Source organism: Chelativorans salis, from assembly GCF_025336525.1.
Taxonomy (GTDB): Bacteria; Pseudomonadota; Alphaproteobacteria; order Rhizobiales; family Rhizobiaceae; genus Chelativorans; species Chelativorans salis.
The window spans coordinates 1,180,847-1,201,607 of sequence record NZ_JAOCZP010000001.1; the positions used below are offsets into that span (position 1 = coordinate 1,180,847).

Here is a 20,761-nt window from a genome sequence, read left to right on the forward strand (position 1 = left end):
ATGCACAAAATGCGCGACGGGTCTGTTGCGCACGCTCAAATGTTGCTCTCGTTCTTGCGCCCACAAGACGGCGAAGTCAAACGCGCGCGGGGGGAAAACTTTGAAAACTTGCGGGAAATGGCTCTGCGACGGATTTATGCCGTGGCCACACCGCTCACTGTGCCTCCTTGTTGCGCGCCAGCAGCGCGCGCACCAGCGCATCGTCTACGACGCCCGTCTCGGCCAAGCCGTTCTCCTTCTGAAAGGCCTTGATGGCGGCGCGTGTCCTGTCGCCCATGACGCCGTCCGCGGGGCCGGCGTCGAAGCCGTTCTTGTTGAGGATGACCTGGATGTTGCCGATGGCCTTCTTCATATCGACGGCTTTCACGTCGACGCTGCCGGTGGCCATCTCGTCCGTGCGCCACTCGCGGGGAATGTCGACGGTGTTGGTCTGCGGATCGGCTTGCCGGGCCTTCCAGAGCTTTGCCTTACCCTGGGCCTTGACGAGGTCTGCCGGCGCCATCACCTTGGCGATCTCGTCGCGCTTGGCGGCGGCATCCGCGTCGCCTGTTCTGGCAACGACGTCGAACCATTTGTAGGCCTCGCTCAGGTCGCGCTTTACGCCGATGCCCTTGGTGGCCAGGATGCCGAGGTTGAACTGGCTGTCGACGACACCGAGATCGGCGGCTTCCTGAAACCAGCGCGCGGCAGACTCGTTGTCCGTCGTGCCGTCGGCGCCCATGGCGTAGAGCACGCCGAGATTGTGCATGGCGCTGGCATTGCCCTGTTCGGCGGCGCGCTGATACCACGTCTTCGCCTTGGCGATGTCACGCTCGACGCCGTTGCCTTTCTCGTAAAGATTGCCGATGCGGTATTGCGCCGGAGCGACGCCCCGTTCGGCCGCCTCTTCATACCAGCGGGCAGCCTCCGCCATGTCGGCCTCCACATCAACTCCATCCGCATAGCGGTTGGCGATCTCGTAGAGAGCGGCGGCGTTGCCTTCCGCTGCCGCCTGACGCAGTGAGGCCGGCTCGATCTCTTCGGGGACTTTCGGCAGATCACGCGCGGTCGGCTCGACGCCTGCCTCTTCGGGGGCAGCTTCCTGCGGCGGAGTGGCCATCGGCAGGCTCGACGGGAGAACGGTGTCGGCGCTTGCCATTCGCGTTTCGCTCTCCGCGACCGGCGTGAGATCATGCGGAGAGTCGATGGCGGCCGTTGAGATCTCTTCGTTTCTATCCGCCTCGTCGCGCGCGTCGACCACGCGCACCGGCCCGGCCGGCTGCTCTTCCGTTTCAGGCTTGGCCAGCTCCGGCTTCACCGCAGCCTCCTGAGGCTCCTCGGTCGGCTCGACCACCTGCGCCATGCGCACGGGTTCGCCGTCCTGCCAGAGCGTCCTGGCGTATTGCAGACCGCCGGCGAGCACGATGGCCGTGCCAAGTGCGAGAAGCAGGTGCTTCTTGCGGCGACCGAGAACCTTGCCGATACCGAGCTTTCCGCCCTTGCTGGCGGTCTCGGCGCGGCTGTCCTTCAAGATTTCCGCCTCCGCGGCCGCGGCCTGGGCGGCGCGACGTGCGGCGGCGATGAAATCAGCCTTCGCCGTATCCGACGAGGCGGCGTCGCGGGTGCCGTGCTCGTCGCGCACGCGGCGCATGATGGAGTTGAGGTCGGGAGCGCCGGAACCTGGCTCCAGCGGCTCGTTGATCCGCTGCTCGTCGAGGGACGGCTCGAGCGCACCCTCCTCGGGATCGTCGGCGAGGACGGGTTCCTCGCGGACGTTCTCTTCCGCGGCGCGACCGCGCCTGCCGGTGATGGCACGTGAAAGCCCCCCCAGCATCGAGCGCTTCTCCTGCCCTCGCGGAGTGCTCGCCCCCTCATCGTACAGCGCGGCCTCGGCCGCCGCCACGGCGGCTTCGGCCGGCGTGCGCCCCGGCTCGGGATGGCGCGGCATGCCGGCATCCTCGTAGCCTTCCGAGGGGTCGATGGACGGCGCGTGGGCGAGGGCGAGCTTGCCTGCCTCGATCGAGCCCAGGTGCTCGACGATCTTGAGCAGCGTGTCGTGGATCGCCTCGAAGGTCTTGGTATTGCGCTCGTCGGACTTGCGCGTCAGCGCTTCCAGCGTCTTCAGGTCCTCGGTCAGGCGGGCGTCCACCGGCTCAGTGCGAGCGACACCCAGTGTCTGGACCGCCTGCTCGGCCGCCTGGCGGGCGGCTTCGATCATGGCGGCACGGCTCTCGCCGATCGACTGCTCGATCTTCTCCAGCCTCGGCGCCAGGTCCTCGAATTCAGGAACCTCGCGGCCAGGACGCTCCAGGTGGGCAGAGAGGCTCGCCACCTGCGCCTCCAGATTGCGGATCACCTCGCGGTCGAGCCCCATGCCGGCGGAGGCGGAATTCTGCAGCCGGCGGGAGACATCCTCCAGCCGCGCCTCCAGCGCGCGCAGGGTGCTGCCGTCGCCGGACTCCTCTCGCGCCTCATCGATACGGGCTGCGAGATCCGCGAAGCGGCTGTCCATGGCCGCCATGATGCCGGCATCGTCCGAACGGTAAACGGTGTCGAGCTTCTCCGAAATCCGGGTGATGGTATCGGCCAGCTGCTCTACCGTCTGTTCCGGCACATCGATACGCCGGGCGACCTCGTCGATGCGGTCGGAAAGCGCATTGAGCCGCTCGACGACGAGGCCGTCCGAGCGATCCTCGGCCAGCTCGTTGATCTGGTTCGCCAGCGAGGAGATGCGGGCCTCGATGCGCTCAAGCAGCTTTTCATCGAAGTTCGACGAATGGGCGAGCGCCGCCGAAGCCGTGATGGCACGCGAGATCTCGTCGAGGCGTTCCTCGATCATGGCGTAAAGGTCGTGCTGGCCGCGGGCGGGCTGCCCGGCGAACTGGTCGAGGGAGCTTGCCAGGGTGCGCAGACACTCTTCCAGCGTGTGCAATGAAAGCGATCCGGGCAGGCCCTCGACCGCTGCGCCGATTTCCTCCAGCCGCGCGCCAAGCCTTTCTATCGCCGGATCGGCGCCCGTCGCGAGCTGGCTTTCGATGGTGTCCCAGCGTTTGTCGAGGGAACGTACGGTTTCCTCCCGCGCGAGACTGTCGAGCGAAGCCTTGACCTGCTCCAGTTCCAGCCGCAGCATCTTCGTGCTCTTGTCGTCGCTGCGCTCGGCCAGAAGAGTAGTCGCCCGGGAAAGCCGCTCGAACTCCGCGTTCAGTTCGGCGGTCATGGGCGATTGCGGTGCGGCGGCCATGATGCCCGCCAATTCCTCCCGGAGCGCGTTGAATTCACGCCGCAGGCCGGAACCGACCATGGCACGCATGTCTTCACGCAGCGCCTTCAGCTCCTCCGCTATGCTGCCGATGGAAGTGAGCTGGTCTTCCTGATGGCGGGAACTTTCAATCTGGCGCGCGATACGCTGCAGCTGATCGCAATCTTCGCCCGCGCTATAGGTGCGAGGGTTTTCGGGATGGGGCTCGGCGGCAGCTTCCGAAAGGCGCTGCATGCGCTGCGCGATATCGCTTTCCCTTTCGGGCCCGCGCTGGCGGGTCTCCAGGGTCCGCCCTAGGCGGCTTTCCAGTTGGTCGAGGGTGCGGCTGATATCCTCAAGGGTGGTGTCGGACCTGCGCTGCCGCCCCGCATTCAGGTTATCCAGGTAGGACCGCTTGGTGTTCATCGAAACGCCCGCCTCTCCGCGGCTGATCGGCTCGCCGCACGTGGAACACGATATTGCGGGGATTTCAGTGGGCCGCCGTGCGCTTGTGGCGATGGCGGGTTCCCCAGAGAGCATCCCCTCGGTCGGAACCCAATATGTGTGCGAAGCACAGCATGATGGCGTTCCGATGCCAGAACATTCACCAATCGTGGTAAACAAGCAGTTAATCTTTATTACCGAATTACCCATCGTGCGGCGTGGGCTGAATGTTGTTTGACGTTTACGCGCACGTCAAACTTTGATATGAGGCCCTTCGGTGCCGGCTGGTGGACCTTGCCGCCGGGGTTGAGATGCGTGCTGGAGGAACTTCATGCCGACCTACAGGGCTCCCGTGCAGGACACGGTCTTCGTCGTTCGCGATGTTCTTGGCTACCAACGCCATGACAACCTGCCGGGCTTCGCCGATGCCTCGCCCGACCTGCTGGAAGCGATCCTCAACGAGGGTGCGAAACTGGCCGAGAACGTCATGCAGCCCTTGAACCGGGTCGGCGACATGGAAGGCTGCATCCGCCATGAGGACGCCACGGTGACGACGCCGAAAGGCTTCATCGAGGCATACCGCAAATATTGCGAGGGCGGCTGGATGGGCCTCTCGGTCCCAACCGAATTTGGCGGGCAGGGATTGCCCTATCTGGTGCATTCGGCCGTCGGCGAATACCTCGTTTCCGCCAACATGGCGCTGATGATGTATCCCGGTCTCACCCAAGGAGCGATTGCCGCCATCCTCGCCCACGGGACGGAAGAGCAGAAGCGGAAGTGGCTGCCGAACATGGTCGAGGGCACCTGGACCGGCACCATGAACCTGACCGAGCCGCACTGCGGCACGGACCTTGGGCTTCTGCGTACCAAGGCCGTGCCCAACGGCGACGGCAGCTACAAGATCTCCGGGCAGAAGATATTCATTTCCGCCGGTGAGCACGACATGGCGGAGAACATCGTCCACCTGGTGCTCGCCCGCATCGAGGGGGCGCCGGAGGGGGTGAAGGGTATTTCGCTCTTCATCGTGCCGAAGCGGAAGGTTGACGATGCCGGCGATCCTGGTGAGGGCAATGGAGTTTCCTGCGGCTCCATCGAGGAGAAGATGGGCATCCATGGCAATGCCACCTGTGTCATGAACTACGACGAGGCGGAGGGCTTTCTGCTGGGCGCGGAGAACGGTGGGCTCAAGGCCATGTTCACGATGATGAACGAGGCGCGGCTGGGCGTCGGGCTGCAGGGCCACGCGCTCGGCGAAGTGGCCTACCAGAACGCCACCGATTACGCCCACGAGCGCCTGCAGGGCCTCTCTCTCACCGGCGCCAAGGCGAGGGATAAGAAGGCCGACCCGATCATCGTCCACCCCGACATCCGCAGGAAGCTGATGACCATGCGCGCCTTCAACGAGGCGGGCCGCGCGCTCATCCTGTGGACCGCGCTGCAGTCCGACATCGCCCACCGCAGCGAGGACGAGAAGGACCGCCAGGAGGCGGAAGACCACCTCGCCCTGATGACCCCCGTCATCAAGGGCGTGCTTACAGACAAGGGTTTCGAGCACGCGGTGATGGCGCAGCAGGTGTTCGGCGGCCATGGCTATATCGAAGAGCACGGCATGAGCCAGTTCGTGCGCGATGCCCGCATCGCCATGATCTACGAGGGCGCCAACGGCATCCAGGCGCTCGACCTCGTCGGCCGCAAGCTGGCGCAGAACGGCGGCCGCGCGGTGCAGGCCTTCTTCAAGACGGTGGGCGATTTCTGCGAGGAGAACCGTACCGACGAAAAGATGGCGCCCTACACCAAGGCGCTGAAGAAGGGGCTGAACGACCTCCAGGCCGCCACCATGTGGCTCATGCAGAACGCCATGCAGAAGCCGGATAACGCTGGTGCGGCCTCCTATGATTACATGCACCTCTTCGGCCTCGTCGCTCTCGGCTACATGTGGGGGCGCATGGTAAAGGTGGCGCAGAACGGCATTGCTGCCGGCGCTGACGGCAGCGCGGACTTCCTTGAGCCGAAGCTGGTGGTGGGACGCTACTTCATGGAGCGCGTCATGCCGGAGACGGCCGCCCACCTCGCCCGCATCTCGTCCGGTGCCGACACGATGATGGCGCTGCCGGCGGAGGCGTTTTGAGTTGGCATTGCGGCGGCTTTCCTGTTCTGTTGGGTCCCGTGCCGAAATAGCCGTGTAGGAGGAGGAACGACATGGCGACCGACCCCGCAGCCGTGCTCGCAATTCCCAAGCCTGCCTGGGCGGGCGAGGATGTCGCCATGCTCTACGACATGGCGCGGCGGTTTCTCGCCGAGGAAATCGAGCCGCGCTACGAGGAATTCGAGAAGGCGGAGTGCTTCGACCGCGAGAGCTGGCGGAAGGCCGGTGAACATGGCCTCCTCTGCGCTTCGATGCCGGAGGAATATGGCGGCGCGGGCGGTACCTATGCTCACGAAAGCGCCATCATCGAGGCGATCAGCCATGTCGGCGTCGATGGCTTCGGCATCGCCCTGCACAACTCCATCGTCGCCCCCTACATCCTCCATTACGGCTCCGAAGAGCAGAAGAGGCGGTGGCTGCCGAGGATGGCGACCGGCGAACTGATCGGCGCCATCGCCATGACCGAGCCGGGCGCGGGCTCGGACCTGCAGGGCGTGAAGACGCGCGCGGAAAGAGATGGCAACCGCTACCGCATCAACGGCTCCAAGACCTTCATCACCAACGGCCAGCTTGCCAATCTCATCGTCGTGGTGACGAAGACCGATCCGGAGAAAGGTGCCAAGGGCACCTCGCTCATCGTCGTCGAAACGGATGAGGTGGAGGACTTCGAGCGCGGGCGCAACCTCGACAAGATCGGACTGAAATCCAACGATACGTCGGAACTGTTCTTCAACGACGTGCGGGTGCCGACGGCGAACCTTCTGGGCTCCGAGGAGGGGCAGGGTTTCGTCCAGCTCATGCAGCAGCTTCCGCAGGAACGGTTGCAGATCGGCGCGACGGCGATCGCCATGGCCGAGCGCGCACTGTCGCTCACCATCGACTATGTGAAGGAACGCAAGGCATTTGGGCAGAAGATCATCGACTTCCAGAACACGCAGTTCAAGCTGGCCGAACTGAAGACTGAGGCGACGGTCGGCCGTGTCTTCTACAACGATTGCGTGGCGCGCCACCTCGACGGCGGCTTGGACCCCGTCACCGCCTCCATGGCCAAATGCTGGTTGTCGGAGCTTCAGGGCCGTGTGGTCGACGAGTGCCTTCAGCTCTTCGGCGGCTACGGCTACATGAACGAATACCCCATCGCCCGCATGTATCGCGATGCCCGCGTGCAGCGCATCTATGGCGGGACCAACGAGGTTATGAAGCTGCTGATTGCTAGGAGCCTTTAGATATGGCTGCGCGACGCTATCCGCTTCCCAAACGTTTTCAAGCGGCCTTGTCGGAGGAGGCCTACGCAAGGCTGCGCGAACTCAACACCCGCTACGGGCTCGGCAACAACTATCTTCTCACGATCATGCTTGAGCGGCTTGATGACTTCGCCGATCCGGAGAAGCTCGATACGGCTTTCAAAGAGTTCATCACTCAATACGGCGCCCCGGCGTCAGGCATGTCCCGCAACGCTTAGACAAGGAAACGTCCCAATGGCTGATGCATATGTGTACGATGCCGTGCGCACGCCGCGCGGCCGCGGCAAGAAGGACGGCGCGCTCCACGAAGTGCCTGCCGTCCGCCTGGCGGCGAAGACGCTGGAGGCGGTGCGCGACCGCAACAACCTCGACACGAAGCTCGTCGACGATATCATCTTCGGCTGTGTCGATCCCGTTGGCGAAGCGGGATCGGTGATCCCGCGCTCCGCCGCCTTCGAGGCCGGCTACGACAACCGCGCCCCCGGCATGCAGATCTCGCGATTCTGTGCCTCGGGTCTGGACTCCATCAACCTGGGTGCGGCGAAGATCGCCGGCGGCTCCGACGAGATCGTGATCGCCGGCGGCGTCGAATCCATGTCGCGGGTCGGCATGGGTATGTCGGGCGGCGCCTGGTTCATGGATCCTTCGGTGGGCCTGCCGTCCTATTTCATGCCGCAGGGGGTCTCGGCCGATCTCATCGCCACCAAATACGGCTTTACGCGCGACGACGTGGATGCCTATGCGGTGGAGAGCCAGAAGCGCGCTGCCAACGCCTGGGAGAAGGGCTATTTCAAGAACTCGGTCATCCCCATCAAGGACCAGAACGGGATGACGATCCTCGACCATGACGAGCACATGCGCCCGACGACGGACATGCAGTCGCTCGCTTCGCTCAACCCCTCCTTCGTGATGCCCGGCGAGATGGGCGGTTTCGACGCGGTGGCCGTGCAGCGCTACCCGGAGATCGAGGGCGTGAACCACGTGCACCACGCTGGCAACTCCTCCGGCATAGTCGACGGGGCGGCGGCAGTTCTGCTCGGATCGAAGAAAGCCGGCAAGACGCTTGGCCTGGAGCCGCGGGCGAAGATCCATACCTTCACCAATATCGGCTCGGAACCCGCAATCATGCTGACGGGGCCGGTGGATGTGACGGAGAAGCTCCTGAAGAAGGCGAAGATGGAGCTTTCCGACATCGACCTGTTCGAACTCAACGAAGCCTTCGCGTCTGTCGTGCTGCGCTACCGCCAGGCCTTCGACATCGACCCGGACAAGCTCAACGTGAATGGCGGGGCTATCGCCATGGGCCATCCGCTCGGCGCCACCGGGGCGATGATCTTCGGTACGGTGCTGGACGAACTGGAGCGGCGGGATCTGAGCACGGCGCTCGTCTCGCTGTGCATTGGCGCCGGCATGGGAACGGCAACCATCATCGAACGGGTTTAGTCATGAAGAAGCTGCTTTTCGTCCTTTCCGCCGCCCTCCTTCCCATCTCTGCAAGCATCGCGTCGAACGGCGAGCAGCCCTATGCGGGGCTCGAGACACGCCAGATCAAGGCGCTGTCGCCGGAGCGCATCGACGGGCTCCTGAAGGGGCAAGGCCTCTCCTACGCCCTGTCGGCGGAGCTCAACGGCCTGCCCGGCCCGCGGCACGTGCTCGACATGGCGGAAAAGATCGCCCTCGATGCAGAGCAGAAGGCGGAGATCGAAGCGATCTTCGCACGCATGAACGCCGCCGCCCGCGACCTCGGCCAGGAGTTGGTGGAGGCTGAAGCGGAGCTTGAAGCGGCCTTTGCCTCCGGCAATGCAAGCGCGGAAGACGTTGCCGAACTGACGGCGCGTATCGGCGACATCGAGGGGCGCCTGCGTGCCGTGCATCTGACGGCGCATCTGGAGACGGACCCGCTTCTGAGCAGGCATCAAAAGCGCCTTTACGCCGTCGAGCGCGGCTACGCGGGCGATGCGGCTCACGATGGCGGACACGGCGGTCACGATCGCTGACAGCGGAGATATTTTTAATGGCTGACTACAAGAATTTCACCGTCGAGACCGACGCCGACGGCATCGCGCTCATCACTTGGAACATGCCCGACCGCTCGATGAACGTCTTTACCGAACAGGTGATGGACGAGCTGGAGGCGATCATCGACCGGGTGGCCGGCGACGAGGCGATCAAGGGGGCGGTGATCACCTCCGGCAAGGAGACCTTCTCCGGCGGCGCCGACCTCACCATGCTGCAGAAGATCCTGGGGCAGTTCCACGCCGAGAAGGATCGGGACCGCGACAAGGCGATCAAACAGCTTTTCGACAATGCCGGCCGCATGAGCTGGCTGTGGCGCAAGCTGGAGACGTCGGGCAAGCCCTGGGTCTCGGCCATCAACGGCACCTGCATGGGCGGCGCGTTCGAGCTGTCGCTCGCCTGCCACGGGCGCGTGGCGGCCGATACGGACAAGGTGAAGATGGCTTTGCCCGAGGTGAAGGTCGGCATCTTCCCGGGAGCCGGCGGCACCCAGCGCGTGCCGCGGCTGGCAAACCCGCAGGAAGCCCTGCAGATGCTGACCACCGGCCAGACGCTCGGCCCGAAGAAGGCGAAGGCGATGGGTCTGGTGCACCAGATCGTAGCGCCGCGGAAGCTGGTGGACGCGGCGAAGAAGATGATCAAGGACGGGCTGAAGCCGGTCCAGCAGTGGGACGAGAAGGGCTTCAAGCTGCCGGGCGGGCCGGTCTATTCCGCCGCGGGCGCCAATCTCTGGCCGCCGGCCATCGCCATCCTGCGCCGCGAGACCTACGGCAACTATCCCGCCGCCACTGCCATCCTGAAATGTGTCTACGAGGGGCTGCTGGTGCCCTTCGACACCGCGCTCACAATCGAACAGCGCTATTTCACCGAGATCATGCAGAGCCGCGAGGCGGCGGCGATGATCCGCTCGCTCTTCGTCTCCCTGCAGGAGCTCAATAAAGGCGCGCGGCGGCCGAAAGATGTGCCGGCTAAGAAGCTGAAAAAGGTAGGCGTTCTCGGCGCCGGCTTCATGGGCGCGGGCATCGCCTATGTGACGGCAAAGGCAGGCATCCCGGTGGTGCTGATCGACCGTGACCAAGCCTCTGCCGACAAGGGTAAGGCGCATTCGGCCGCTCTGATGGACAAACTGATCAAGAAGGGCCGCGCGACCGAGGCGGAAAAGGAGAAGCTTCTCTCGCTGATCACCGCTACGCCGGACTATGCCCTGCTCGAAGGCGCCAATCTGGTGATTGAGGCGGTGTTCGAGGATTCAGCCATCAAGAAAGAGGCGACAGAGAAGGCGGAAGCGGTGCTGAAATCCTCCGCCATCTTCGCCTCCAACACCTCGACCATCCCGATCACGAGTCTTGCGAAAAGCTCGAAGCGGCCGAGGAACTTCATCGGTATCCACTTCTTCTCGCCGGTTGACCGCATGATGCTGGTCGAGATCATCATGGGAAAAAAGACTGGCGACAAGGCGCTGGCCCTCGCGATGGACTACGTGCGCGCCATCAGGAAGACGCCGATCGTCGTCAACGATACGCGCGGCTTCTACGTCAACCGCTGCGTGCTGCGCTACATGCAGGAAGCCTATTCAATGCTGATCGAGGGCGTGCCGGCGCCGATGATCGAGAACGCGGCGAAGATGGCGGGCATGCCGGTCGGCCCCTTGGCGCTTACCGACGAGACGGCCATCGATCTCGCCCAGAAGATCATGAAGCAGACGATCCGCGATCTCGGCGAAAAGGCGGTCGACCCGCGCCACATGGCGCTGATCGATGCCATGGTCGGCAAGCATGGACGCCATGGCCGCAAGAACGGCAAGGGCTTCTACGACTATCCGGAAAAGCCGGCTAAGAAGCATCTGTGGCCGGGGCTGAACGACCTCTACCCGCAGCAGGCGCCGGAGAAGATCGATGTCGAGGAACTGAAGTCCCGCTTCCTTGCCACCATCGCGCTCGAAGCCGCCCGCGTCATGGAGGAGGGCATCGTCACCGACCCACGCGAGGCCGATGTCGGCTCCATCCTCGCCTTCGGCTTCGCGCCGTATACGGGCGGCACGCTGTCATACATCGACGGCATGGGGGCGGAAGCGTTCGTCGATCTCGCCAAGGGCCTGCAGAAGAAGTACGGCAAGCAGTTCAAGCCGCCGAGGCTTCTTCTGGAGATGGTGGAGAAGGGCGAGACCTTCTACACCCGCTTTGCGCCCGACGGCGCGGGAGAGATGAAGAAGGCTGCCTGATCCGCGATGTATGTCTGGATGCGGCTTCTGCGGGTCGCGGCGACCTACAAGCGCCGCGGCCGCGTCACGGTGGGCGAGGAAGGCCGGCTGGCCTTCCGCTGCCTGCCGACCGACCTCGATATGAACTTCCACCTCAACAACGCCCGCTACATGATGCTGGCGGATATGGGGCGCATCGACATCTTCCTGCGCGGTGGCCTCGTGGCGGCGGCAAGGAAACGCGGCTGGGGTCCGCTTCTGGGCGGGCTGCAGGTGGCTTATGTACGCGAAATCCGCCTGTGGCAGCGCTTCGAGCTGGTCTCCAGCATCGAGACCTGGGAGGACACGCAGATCATCGGACGCCATCGCTTCCTCCTGCAGGATGGCCGTACCGCAGCGATCATCCTCACCACCGGCGGCATCTACGACTTCAAGGGCCGCCGCTTCGTGGAGGCCGGGGCGGTCATGGCCGCGATCGGCAACGACGCACCCCCGCGCCCGCCTCATGAAGCGGAACAGACATTCATGGCTTCGCATCGGGGGCTGAGAACGGTAGCGACGAATGGCTCTTGAACCGGCAGTTTTTGCTTACGGACGCGTGGAGATCCTGCGTATCTTGCATTCCTCACGCTATGTTGTTCTGTCGGCGCTATTCAACGCATGAGCGAGCGAATAGGACCGGTTTCGGAGGCTTCCATGTCAAAGACCATCGACTACTACATGACGGCGCTGTCGCCGTTCTCCTATCTCGGGCACCAGGCCCTGCGTGCGGTGGCGCAGAAGCATGGCGTGTCGCTCAAGGTGAAGCCGGTGAGCCTGATGGGGCTTTTCGAGAATTCCGGCGCCGTGCCGCCGGCCAAGCGCCCACCGGTGCGCCAGCGCTACCGCTTCCTCGAGCTGCAGCGCGTTGCCGACTATCGCGGCATGCCCATCAATCCGAAGCCGCGATACTGGCCGGTGAACCCCGCCTTGGCCGACCAGACGATCATCGCCCTGGTGGAGGCCGGCCACGACCCGCTGGGCTACGTGGCGCAGGTTTTCGCTGCCCTGTGGGTGAATGAGGAGGATATCGCCGACCGCGCGGTGCTTGCCGCTCATCTGCGCGCAGAAGGGTTCGATTCGGAGGTCATCCTGCCGGCGGCCAACAAGCCGGAGACCGCCGCCATCCGCGCCCGCAACACGGAAGAAGCCATCGCCGCCGATGCCGTGGGCGTGCCTGCCTATGTGCTTAACGGCGAGGTCTTTTGGGGGCAGGACCGGATCGAGTATCTGGACCATGCACTGGCCAGCGGGCGGCCGGCATTTTCCGCAGCTCCGTTTATGGACAAGTAATCCCCGACGGGTTAGAAAGGCTGGACAGGTATTTTTTCCTGTTTCGGCTGTTTCGGGAGGAATGGGGCGTGCTTTCGCACGAAAAGGTGTGGTCTGCCATTGACGCGCTCGCCGCGCGCTACGCGCTGTCCGCATCCGGGCTTGCCCGCAAGGCTGGGCTCGATTCCACCGCCTTCAACCGCTCCAAGCGCTATTCCGCCGATGGCCGTCCGCGCTGGCCTTCAACAGAATCGCTAGCCAAGGTGATGGAAGCCACCGGCGCCTCGCTCAACGAGTTCATGGCGCTGGTTGATGACAACGGCGCGCGAGGGTTGGCACGCTCCAGCGTGCCGCTGATCGGCTTCGCCCAGGCCGGCGCCGGCGGTTTCTTCACCGATGCGGGCTTTCCCGTCGGCGAGGGGTGGGAGCATGTCGACCTGCCGGGCAAGATGAGCGAAGGAGCCTATGCGCTGGAGGTGCAGGGCGATTCCATGCTGCCGCTCTATCGTGACGGCGACGTTCTCGTGGTCGAACCGACTGCCCGGTTGCGCCGCGGCGACCGGGTAGTCGTCAAGACTGTCGAGGGCGAGGTGATGGCCAAGGTGCTGGAGCGCCAGACGGCGCGCCAGATCGAGCTCCTGTCGCTCAACACCGACCATCCCAACCGCTTGCTGCAGAGGAACGAAGTGGAGTGGATTGCCCGTATTGTCTGGGCTAGCCAATAGGGATGGAGGGCGGCATCCCGCTCTCGTGGTTCGCCCTTCGGCAAGCTCAGGGGCTCACCAAGAGGTGGCGTTTGTGCCTGCCCTTCGACGTCAACGCCTGCAGAGCGCTGCCTTGCCTTTTACCCTCATGGTGAGCCTCCTGAGCTTGCCGAGGGTAAAGGCACGCACGAACTTTCCACCGCGTGTTTGATAACGCCTGGAAGCGTAGCACCGATTCTGCTGCTGTCTCCCTTATGCGGCTAATTCCCCGGCCAGCGCCTTTTCGATCAGCGCGCGGGTCTCCGCGATGCCGTAGAGGGCCGCGAAGGAGCCGAAGCGGGGGCCGCGTTCTTGGCCGAGAAGCACCTGATAGAGCATCTGGAAGAAGGCGACGGAGACGCCGGGGCCGCCGGTCGGGCTCGTGCGCTTGTGGTCCTGGTAGCGCTCGATCCCGCGTGCCACGTCGAGCGCCGCATTCTGGATGTCCTCGCCGCTGGCGTCCGGCGGTAGAGTTAAAAGCTTCTCCGCGAGTTCGGCGAGGGCCTGCCGCTCGACCTCGTCGGGCGCCCGGAATTCCTTTGTCGGCTTCACGAAATCATCAAAGTACCGGATGGCATAATCGGTCAGCCGGTCGAGCGCGGGATGCGTTTCGGCGGTCACGCCTGACGCGTAGCGCGAGATGAAGCCCCAGAGCACCTCCTTCTCGTGCGCATTCGAGGCGCTGACGAGATTGAGGAGCAGCGCGAACGGTACCGGCAGGTCGATATCCGGCGGATTGCCGTCGTGGATGTGCCAGACGGGGTTGCCGAGCCGGTTTCGCCAGTCCTGCCTCGGATAGGCGGACAGGAAGGAATAATATTCGTCCACCGCCTTCGGGATGACGTCGAAATAGAGCTTTTTGGCCGCTTTCGGCTTCTGAAACATGTAGAGCGACAGGCTCTCCGTCGGCGCGTAGGCGAGCCACTCGTCGATGGTGATGCCGTTGCCTTTGGACTTGGAGATCTTCTGTCCCTTCTCGTCCAGGAACAATTCGTAATTGAAACCCTCGGGGGGGCGGGCGTCGAGTGCGCTGCAAATCTGCGCCGCCAGCTTCACGCTGTCGATCAGGTCCTTCCCCGACATCTCGTAGTCGACGCCAAGCGCCGCCCAGCGCATGGCCCAGTCCGGCTTCCACTGCAGCTTGGCCTCACCGCCGGTTACCGGAGTCTCGAAGCGCTCGCCGGTTTCGGGGTCGCGCCAGACGATAGTGCCAGCGTCAAGCTTGCGTTCGTCGATGGGCACCTGCATGACCACGCCGGTCTTCGGATGGATGGGCAGGAAAGGCGAATAGCTCTGCGCCCGCTCCTCGCGCAGCGAAGGCAGCATGATTGCCATCACCTCATCGAAGCGTTCCAGGACCTTCAGCAGCGTCGCGTCGAAGCGGCCGGAGGTGTAGTAGTCGGTGGAGGACGCGAACTCGTAATCGAAGCCGAACTGGTCGAGGAACGCCCTGAGCCGCGCGTTGTTGGCGGCGCCGAAGGAAGGATACTCGTTGGAGAACGGATCCGGCACGCGCGTCAGCGGCTTGCCGAGATGCGCGGAGAGCATTTCGCGGTTGGGTACGTTGCCCGGCACCTTGCGCAGGCCGTCCATGTCGTCCGAGAAGCACAGGATCTTGGTCTTCACCCGATCCTCGGTGAGGATGCGGAAAGCGTGGCGCACCATGGAGGTGCGCGCCACCTCGCCGAAGGTGCCGATATGTGGCAAGCCGGACGGTCCGTAGCCGGTCTCGAACAGCACCGTCTCCGGGAAACCAGCCCCCTCATAGCGTTTGACGATCCGCCGCGCCTCCTCGAAGGGCCAGGCCTTGCTCTCGGCGGCCGCCTCGAGCACCTCAGGCGTGAGTTCGAGCGCTTTTCTCGTGGTGGTCGTCATGTTCGTTGTCCAGTGGCAAGGCTGTTTCCGTCGCTGGTCTAAGGCTGGCCTCGCGGTGCGTCAATCGAGACCGCGATTTTTCGTTGCGGTGACCGGCGGCGGTGCATAGGCTCGGCGGACTTGGAGAAGGAAAGGGACGCCGAATGAGCCTGCAGCCGTCAGCCCATGAAGCGCTGATCTATCTGATGGTCGTGATGTCGGCGGCCGACCGAGACATGACCGATGCCGAACTGGGCAGCATCGGCAGCGTCATCCATCGGTTGCCCGTCTTCAAGGATTTCGACGAGAACCGCATCATCGAGGTCGCCCGCCAATGCCAGCAGATCCTGCAGGAGGATAACGGGCTGGAGCGTATCCTCGCTGCGGTGCGCGACGTCGTGCCGACCAGGCTGCACGATACGGCCTATGCGCTGGCCGTGGAGGTGGCCGCGGCGGATCTGCACGTGGAACCGGAGGAAAAGCGCATGCTGCAGATCGTGCGCAGCCGCCTCCATATCGAGCCGCTGGTTGCCGCGGCGATCGAGCGCGCCGCGCGTGCCCGCCACCGGCCCCTGGTCTGACACGCCCGCTCAAGCGCATGTGACTGGCTTCTGGGCCACAGGCGCGGAATAAGAGGGCATGGAAAATCTAATGCTTTCCGAGGCCGCGATCCGGCTCCTCGCCTTTGCCGTCATCTTCGCGGCCATGGCAGCCTACGAGCTGTGGTCGCCACGGCTGGAGCGCGATGAGATGGCCGGCGCGTGGAAGACACGGCGTTGGGTGACAAATCTGTCGCTGGTTCTCATTTCCTCTGCGATCCTACGCGTCGTTTTCCCGGCCGCTGCCGTGGGCGCGGGGCTGTGGGCGGAGGCCGAGGGATGGGGTCTTTTCCGCTATTTCGGCCTGAATGCAGTGCTTGCCGGAGCGCTTTCTTTCGTGCTGCTCGATTTCGCCGTCTGGCTGGAGCATGTGGCGAGCCATAAGATCCCGCTCCTATGGCGCATTCACCGCATGCACCATGCCGACAACGGCTTCGACGTGACCACTGGGCTGCGCTTCCATCCCTTCGAGATCCTGATCTCCATGCTGTGGAAGGCGGCGGTGGTGGTGGCGCTGGGGGCGCCGGTGCTGGCGGTGCTTGTCTTCGAGATCGTGCTCAACGGCACGTCGATGTTCAACCATTCCAACATCAACATTCCGCGGCCCGTCGACCGCTTCCTGCGGCTTATTCTCGTCACGCCGGACATGCACCGCGTGCACCATTCGAGCATCCGCGGCGAGACCGATTCGAACTACGGCTTCAATTTTCCGTTCTGGGACCGCCTGTTCCGAACCTATGTGGGCCAGCCGCGGCGCGGCCATCGGGACATGGAGATTGGGCTCAGGCAGTATCGCGGCGCCGGCACGACCAAGCTTCTATGGGCGCTGGTGCTGCCGTTCCTTGCCAACCGGCGCGATCAATAGAAACCGACCGGGAAGTAGCGCAGATAGAGCTCGGCGAAGGTGCCGCGCTCTTCGATCTTCTGCAATGCGTAGTCGAGTGCCCCAGCCAGCGCCGGCTGGTCCTTCCGCACAGCGATCGCCAGCCCGTGACCGAGATATTCCGGCGCCAGGTATGGCCCGCCGGCAAAGACGCAGCAGCCTTCTGCATCCGGGCCGACGAGCCAGAAGCCAAGCCGCATGCCGTCGCCGAAAACGGCATCGAGCTTGCCCGCTTTCAGGTCGCCGAGGAGCCATTCCCGTCGCGAATAGGTTACCACACGCGCCTCGGCGAACAGGTCGCGCAGCATCTGTTCGTGTGCCGTGCCGGCCCTGACGCCGACACGTTTGCCGGCGACCTTCTCATGAAGGGGCTCGGCAAAAACGGCATCCTTGGGTGTGACGAAGCGGGCGGGAAACTGCAGATAGGAGCGCGAGAAGAGATATTTTTCACGCGCCTCCCGTGTGATCGCCAGGCCGGCGATCAACGCCTCACCCTGGCCATCATCCAGCGCAGCTTCCAGTTCGTCGAAAGGCAGAGCCTGGATTTGGCAGCGGTCCTCCAACTCGAGCGCTTCGCAGATGGCGCGTGCCAGATCGACGTGGAAGCCAGCGAGACGGCCATCGGAATCGAGGAAGTTGAAAGGGAAGAAATCTGTCGTCGTCAGGAAACGCAGCCGCTGAAGGGGCAGGACCTCCGGCTTCGGCAGGCGTTGCTTCGCGTCCCATATCTGTGGGATCCGTGTCTCCGCAGCGCCGGGCGATGCGCTGCCCAGCACCATGACGATGGCCAGAAACACGGCGGCGAACATGCGCAAGATATCGATCCTCCATCCCGCTTTGGGCAAGCTATAGCCTAAACGGCTGACCAGTGAAACGCTGGCTGCGGCTACAACCACCACCTGTATTGCCCTCATATGTACGGTGTTGACCGCTGCGTCGGAATGACACAGTATGAAAAGCGTTGGGGACATCAGTTGGAGCAATATCGGCTCCAGTCTGAAATCAGGGGCGCAAAATGCAAACGGTACCTTCAAGGGGCCGGCGCTGGTGCTGCCGCATCACTGCCGGAAGGGGAATATTGTGTGCTAAATCCAGCACGTCCGCGTTGCATCCGAATTTGAGATACTTTTTCCGGCGAAGTCCAAGCCAGCGACGCTCCGCCTGCTGAGGTGCGGTCACGAGTTCCCGCGCTTCGGCGCACATGTCGTTGGTGATGCATGTTTGTACCGGATAGAGTTGAGGCGGCCGGCCGCAGAGGACCGGTGTCGCAAGGCGATACAAGAGCGCCGTCGGGACTGGCGGAGTGGTGGCCGATCCTAGAGAAGCTTGGCCTTCCCTATAGTGAACTTCGCGGCGTTGAGGGCCGCGCCAGCCTGGCCGGCGTTCCGTTTCAGGCGGAGCTTATAGCTTCCGGGCTGGTGAACGAGGCCAAGCTGTTTCGCGCTCTCGCGCAGCATCTTGGGCTCGGCTTCGTCGCCGATGTCCGGCCCGAAAGCCTGCTCATGCGCCAGCATCATTGTCTGAGCGCCCTGCGCCGCGTCGGCGGCGTGCGCACCGCAGCTGCTCTGGACGCCGCGGGCCAGCCAATGCTTCTGATCGCTCCGGACGGCCTGAATATCGCGGCAATGCTGCGCTACCTGGAGCGCTATCCGCGTATCGCACGGGCAATGCGCGTCGTGGCGCCCTCCGTCCTGAGGCGGGCTGTCTTGGGCCGGGCAAGGGAGAGCCTTACACGCATAGCGATCAACGGGCTTTTCGAGGCGTTGCCGAAGTTTTCCGCGCGTTTCGTCGTCAATGCGTGGCAGGGTGCCACCCTCGGTGCGCTTGCGGTGGCCTTGCCGGCGGGCTTGCTTCTATGGCCGAGCCAGGTGCTGCTGGTGCTGCATGTCGTGCTGTCGCTTTCCTTTCTGTCCTGTGTCGCCCTGCGGCTGGCGGTCGCCAGCAGCGTGCGCCAGGCGCCGCCCATGACGGTTCTCAAGGCCGTCAAGACGGAGGAGATGCCGGTCTATACGGTTCTCATTGCGCTCTACAAGGAAGCGGAGATCGTTCCGGATCTCCTGCTTGCGCTGGGGCGCCTCGTCTGGCCACGCAGCAAGCTGGAGATCAAGCTCGTCTGCGAGAGCGACGACAGCGAGACGCTGGAGGCCCTTCGCGCGCAGGAATTGCGCTCCTATATCGAGGTGGTCGAGGTGCCCCCGGAAGGACCGCGCACGAAGCCGAAAGCGCTGTCGTACGCCCTACCGATGACCACCGGCGAGCTTCTCGTTCTCTACGATGCGGAGGACCGGCCGCACCCTTTTCAACTCGTCGAAGCCTGGCAACGCTTCCGCGAGAGCGGCGAGGAACTGGCGTGCCTGCAGGCGCCGCTTGTCATCTCGAACCGTCGCGAAAGCTGGATCTCGGCGATGTTCGCCTTCGAATATTCGGCGCTGTTTCACGGCGTTCTGCCGTGGCTCGCGCGCCATGGCCTCGTGTTGCCGCTGGGCGGCACCTCGAACCATTTCCGCCGTGCGGTTCTGGAGCGCGTCGGCGGATGGGACCCATGCAACGTCACCGAAGACGCCGATCTCGGCCTGCGCCTGCGGCGGCTCGGCTATGAAACGGACACCATCACCTTCCCCACCTATGAGGATGCGCCAACCGGCTTCCGCGTCTGGCTACCGCAGCGAACACGCTGGCTCAAAGGCTGGGCGCAGACATGGCTGGTGCATATGCGCGACGTCCGGGAGATGGTGCGGGATCTGGGGCCGCATTCGTTCGCCGTGACACAAGTCCTGTTTCCAGGCATGTTTCTTTCGGCGTTGGGCAACTCCATCTTCCTGCTAACGATCCTGGTGCTGTCGGCGTACTTCGCCTTCCATGGCGAGATACCCACTCAGTATAGCACGATACTCCTGCTCGATCTTTTCAATGTCGTGTTCGGTTACGGCGCCTTTCTGGCACTCGGGTGGTGGACGCTGCCTACGCCCGAACGCCGCGACCTTTGGAAACACGTGCTGCGGACGCCCGCCTACTGGACGCTTCTGTCACTCGCGGCCTGGCGCGCGCTCTGGCAACTCTACCGCCGCCCGCATCACTGGGAGAAGACGCCGCACCGGCCGAGCCGGCCAGCAGGCACCAGAGGTCAGCGCAGGAGTGCAGGGCCGGCGCGAACCACTTTATTGTCTTCCTCGCCGATCGCCTCGACATCGCGGCCAGGATAGGACAACGCAGCGAGCATGTGGCGGATTACACCCAGACGAGCCCGGCGCTTGTCGTTTGCAAGCACGACCGTCCACGGCGCATCATGGGTATGGGTGCGCTCGATCATAAGGTCGCGCATACGTGTGAAATCGTCCCATTTCTCCATGGCGGCCAGATCGATCGAGGAGAACTTCCAGTATTTCAGCCGGCTGTGCCGGCGGGCGTGGAACCGCTTAAGCTGCGTCTCCCGGCCGATGTTCAGCCAGAACTTGAAAAGGTGGATGCCGTCATTGACGATCATGCGCTCGAACTTCGGCGCCTCGTCGAGGAATTTTTCGTGCTCTTGCGGCGTGCAGAAGCCCATGACGGGCTCAATGACGCCCCTGTTGTACCAGGAGCGGTCGAAGGTGACGAACTCGCCGGCAGTCGGTAGCTGCGCCGCATAGCGCTGGAAATACCACTGCCCGCGCTCGGTCTCCGTCGGCTTCACCAGTGCCACGTTGCGTGCGGTGCGTGGGTTCAGATATTCGCGCACGCGCTTGATGCTGCCGCCCTTGCCGGCCGCATCACGGCCCTCGAACACCGCCACCACGCGCTCACCGCTTTCCCGTAGCCAATCCTGCAGCTTGACCAGCTCTACCTGCAACGCCTCGAGCTGCTTTTCGTAGGTTTTCTTCTTCAGCTTGTCGTCATAGGGATAGCCGCCCCCCGTGAGCGCATGATCCTCGACCCACCCTGGAAGCTTGGGATCGTTGATGTCGAACTGGCGCTTGACGCCGTCGACGTACAGTGTCAGCGACTTGCCGACTTCGGAAGTGTCGTTATCCAGAGCCTTGTTCATAAAAGTCGATCCCTCGCAGCGATAGTAGGTTGATGCTATTGGCGGTGCTCGGCAAGGTCTAGGGTCTGTCGACAGGGAGG

The 20,761-nt window shown here is 63.8% G+C and carries 17 protein-coding genes; 13 read left to right on the plus strand and 4 right to left on the minus strand.

Features of this window, described 5'->3' with window-relative positions; all coding sequences use genetic code 11:
• Positions 1-154: 154 nt before the first annotated feature.
• On the minus strand, positions 155-3,643 hold the full coding sequence (locus N5A92_RS05510; protein WP_260900883.1) for a peptidoglycan-binding protein: 3,489 nt from the start codon (positions 3,641-3,643) through the stop codon (positions 155-157).
• Here N5A92_RS05510 and N5A92_RS05515 point away from each other — a divergent pair.
• From N5A92_RS05515 to N5A92_RS05560, 10 genes are all read left to right on the plus strand, one after another.
• Positions 3,636-3,899, plus strand: coding sequence for a hypothetical protein (locus N5A92_RS05515; protein ID WP_260900884.1), 264 nt, complete (start codon positions 3,636-3,638; stop codon positions 3,897-3,899). The two genes, N5A92_RS05510 and N5A92_RS05515, sit on opposite strands and share 8 nt — an antisense overlap.
• Positions 3,900-3,992: 93 nt before the next feature.
• Positions 3,993-5,789 (plus strand): acyl-CoA dehydrogenase, encoded by a 1,797-nt coding sequence (locus tag N5A92_RS05520; RefSeq protein ID WP_260900886.1) that lies wholly within the window; start codon positions 3,993-3,995, stop codon positions 5,787-5,789.
• A 71-nt stretch (positions 5,790-5,860) separates the two neighbouring features.
• The gene (locus N5A92_RS05525; protein WP_260900888.1) at positions 5,861-7,033 is read left to right on the plus strand and encodes an acyl-CoA dehydrogenase family protein; all 1,173 of its coding nucleotides are present in this window, start codon (positions 5,861-5,863) and stop codon (positions 7,031-7,033) included.
• Positions 7,034-7,035: 2 nt separating this feature from the next.
• The gene (locus N5A92_RS05530; RefSeq protein ID WP_260900890.1) at positions 7,036-7,269 is read left to right on the plus strand and encodes a hypothetical protein; all 234 of its coding nucleotides are present in this window, start codon (positions 7,036-7,038) and stop codon (positions 7,267-7,269) included.
• Between the two features lie 16 nt (positions 7,270-7,285).
• On the plus strand, positions 7,286-8,494 hold the full coding sequence (locus N5A92_RS05535) for an acetyl-CoA C-acetyltransferase (protein WP_260900892.1): 1,209 nt from the start codon (positions 7,286-7,288) through the stop codon (positions 8,492-8,494).
• A gap of 2 nt (positions 8,495-8,496) precedes the next feature.
• Complete coding sequence (locus N5A92_RS05540; RefSeq protein ID WP_260900894.1) at positions 8,497-9,048, plus strand: hypothetical protein; 552 nt, start codon at positions 8,497-8,499, stop codon at positions 9,046-9,048.
• A 17-nt stretch (positions 9,049-9,065) separates the two neighbouring features.
• Entirely contained in the window at positions 9,066-11,288 is a 2,223-nt protein-coding gene (locus N5A92_RS05545) for a 3-hydroxyacyl-CoA dehydrogenase NAD-binding domain-containing protein (RefSeq protein WP_260900895.1), read from the plus strand.
• Between the two features lie 6 nt (positions 11,289-11,294).
• Positions 11,295-11,840, plus strand: coding sequence for a thioesterase family protein (locus tag N5A92_RS05550; RefSeq protein WP_260900896.1), 546 nt, complete (start codon positions 11,295-11,297; stop codon positions 11,838-11,840).
• Between the two features lie 123 nt (positions 11,841-11,963).
• Complete coding sequence (locus tag N5A92_RS05555; RefSeq protein WP_260900897.1) at positions 11,964-12,599, plus strand: 2-hydroxychromene-2-carboxylate isomerase; 636 nt, start codon at positions 11,964-11,966, stop codon at positions 12,597-12,599.
• Between the two features lie 68 nt (positions 12,600-12,667).
• Positions 12,668-13,303, plus strand: a complete 636-nt coding sequence (locus N5A92_RS05560; protein ID WP_260900898.1) for a S24 family peptidase — start codon at positions 12,668-12,670, stop codon at positions 13,301-13,303.
• Between the two features lie 231 nt (positions 13,304-13,534).
• Here N5A92_RS05560 and N5A92_RS05565 read toward each other — a convergent pair whose 3' ends face one another.
• Positions 13,535-15,196: a lysine--tRNA ligase gene (locus N5A92_RS05565; RefSeq protein WP_260900899.1), complete on the minus strand. Its 1,662-nt coding sequence runs from the start codon at positions 15,194-15,196 to the stop codon at positions 13,535-13,537.
• A gap of 143 nt (positions 15,197-15,339) precedes the next feature.
• Between N5A92_RS05565 and N5A92_RS05570 the strand changes: the two genes are divergently transcribed.
• A complete protein-coding gene (locus tag N5A92_RS05570; protein ID WP_260900900.1) occupies positions 15,340-15,756 on the plus strand; it encodes a tellurite resistance TerB family protein in 417 nt (138 codons plus the stop codon).
• A 58-nt stretch (positions 15,757-15,814) separates the two neighbouring features.
• Positions 15,815-16,639 carry a sterol desaturase family protein gene (locus N5A92_RS05575; protein ID WP_260900901.1) on the plus strand — a complete coding sequence of 275 codons (825 nt, stop codon included), beginning with the start codon at positions 15,815-15,817 and terminating at the stop codon, positions 16,637-16,639.
• Here the strand turns inward: N5A92_RS05575 and N5A92_RS05580 are convergent.
• On the minus strand, positions 16,633-17,466 hold the full coding sequence (locus N5A92_RS05580) for a transporter substrate-binding domain-containing protein (protein WP_260901018.1): 834 nt from the start codon (positions 17,464-17,466) through the stop codon (positions 16,633-16,635). The genes N5A92_RS05575 and N5A92_RS05580 overlap by 7 nt on opposite strands.
• Positions 17,467-17,919: 453 nt before the next feature.
• Here N5A92_RS05580 and N5A92_RS05585 point away from each other — a divergent pair, with 453 nt between their 5' ends.
• On the plus strand, positions 17,920-19,860 hold the full coding sequence (locus N5A92_RS05585; RefSeq protein WP_260900902.1) for a glycosyltransferase: 1,941 nt from the start codon (positions 17,920-17,922) through the stop codon (positions 19,858-19,860).
• On the opposite strand, the gene ppk2 is transcribed toward N5A92_RS05585, so the two are convergent.
• A complete protein-coding gene (ppk2, locus tag N5A92_RS05590; protein ID WP_260900904.1) occupies positions 19,782-20,681 on the minus strand; it encodes a polyphosphate kinase 2 in 900 nt (299 codons plus the stop codon). The two genes, N5A92_RS05585 and ppk2, sit on opposite strands and share 79 nt — an antisense overlap.
• Positions 20,682-20,761 lie beyond the last annotated feature (80 nt).

Bases quoted from the DNA above. Each gene is read 5' to 3' on its own strand.
- ppk2 (WP_260900904.1), bottom strand. From the start codon at position 20,681: ATGAACAAGGCTCTGGATAACGACACTTCCGAAGTCGGCAAGTCGCTG.
- N5A92_RS05570 (WP_260900900.1), top strand. From the start codon at position 15,340: ATGAGCCTGCAGCCGTCAGCCCATGAAGCGCTGATCTATCTGATGGTC.
- N5A92_RS05550 (WP_260900896.1), top strand. From the start codon at position 11,295: ATGTATGTCTGGATGCGGCTTCTGCGGGTCGCGGCGACCTACAAGCGC.
- N5A92_RS05545 (WP_260900895.1), top strand. From the start codon at position 9,066: ATGGCTGACTACAAGAATTTCACCGTCGAGACCGACGCCGACGGCATC.
- N5A92_RS05520 (WP_260900886.1), top strand. From the start codon at position 3,993: ATGCCGACCTACAGGGCTCCCGTGCAGGACACGGTCTTCGTCGTTCGC.
- N5A92_RS05525 (WP_260900888.1), top strand. From the start codon at position 5,861: ATGGCGACCGACCCCGCAGCCGTGCTCGCAATTCCCAAGCCTGCCTGG.
- N5A92_RS05510 (WP_260900883.1), bottom strand. From the start codon at position 3,643: ATGAACACCAAGCGGTCCTACCTGGATAACCTGAATGCGGGGCGGCAG.
- N5A92_RS05530 (WP_260900890.1), top strand. From the start codon at position 7,036: ATGGCTGCGCGACGCTATCCGCTTCCCAAACGTTTTCAAGCGGCCTTG.
- N5A92_RS05540 (WP_260900894.1), top strand. From the start codon at position 8,497: ATGAAGAAGCTGCTTTTCGTCCTTTCCGCCGCCCTCCTTCCCATCTCT.
- N5A92_RS05575 (WP_260900901.1), top strand. From the start codon at position 15,815: ATGGAAAATCTAATGCTTTCCGAGGCCGCGATCCGGCTCCTCGCCTTT.
- N5A92_RS05565 (WP_260900899.1), bottom strand. From the start codon at position 15,196: ATGACGACCACCACGAGAAAAGCGCTCGAACTCACGCCTGAGGTGCTC.
- N5A92_RS05555 (WP_260900897.1), top strand. From the start codon at position 11,964: ATGTCAAAGACCATCGACTACTACATGACGGCGCTGTCGCCGTTCTCC.
- N5A92_RS05535 (WP_260900892.1), top strand. From the start codon at position 7,286: ATGGCTGATGCATATGTGTACGATGCCGTGCGCACGCCGCGCGGCCGC.
- N5A92_RS05580 (WP_260901018.1), bottom strand. From the start codon at position 17,466: ATGTTCGCCGCCGTGTTTCTGGCCATCGTCATGGTGCTGGGCAGCGCA.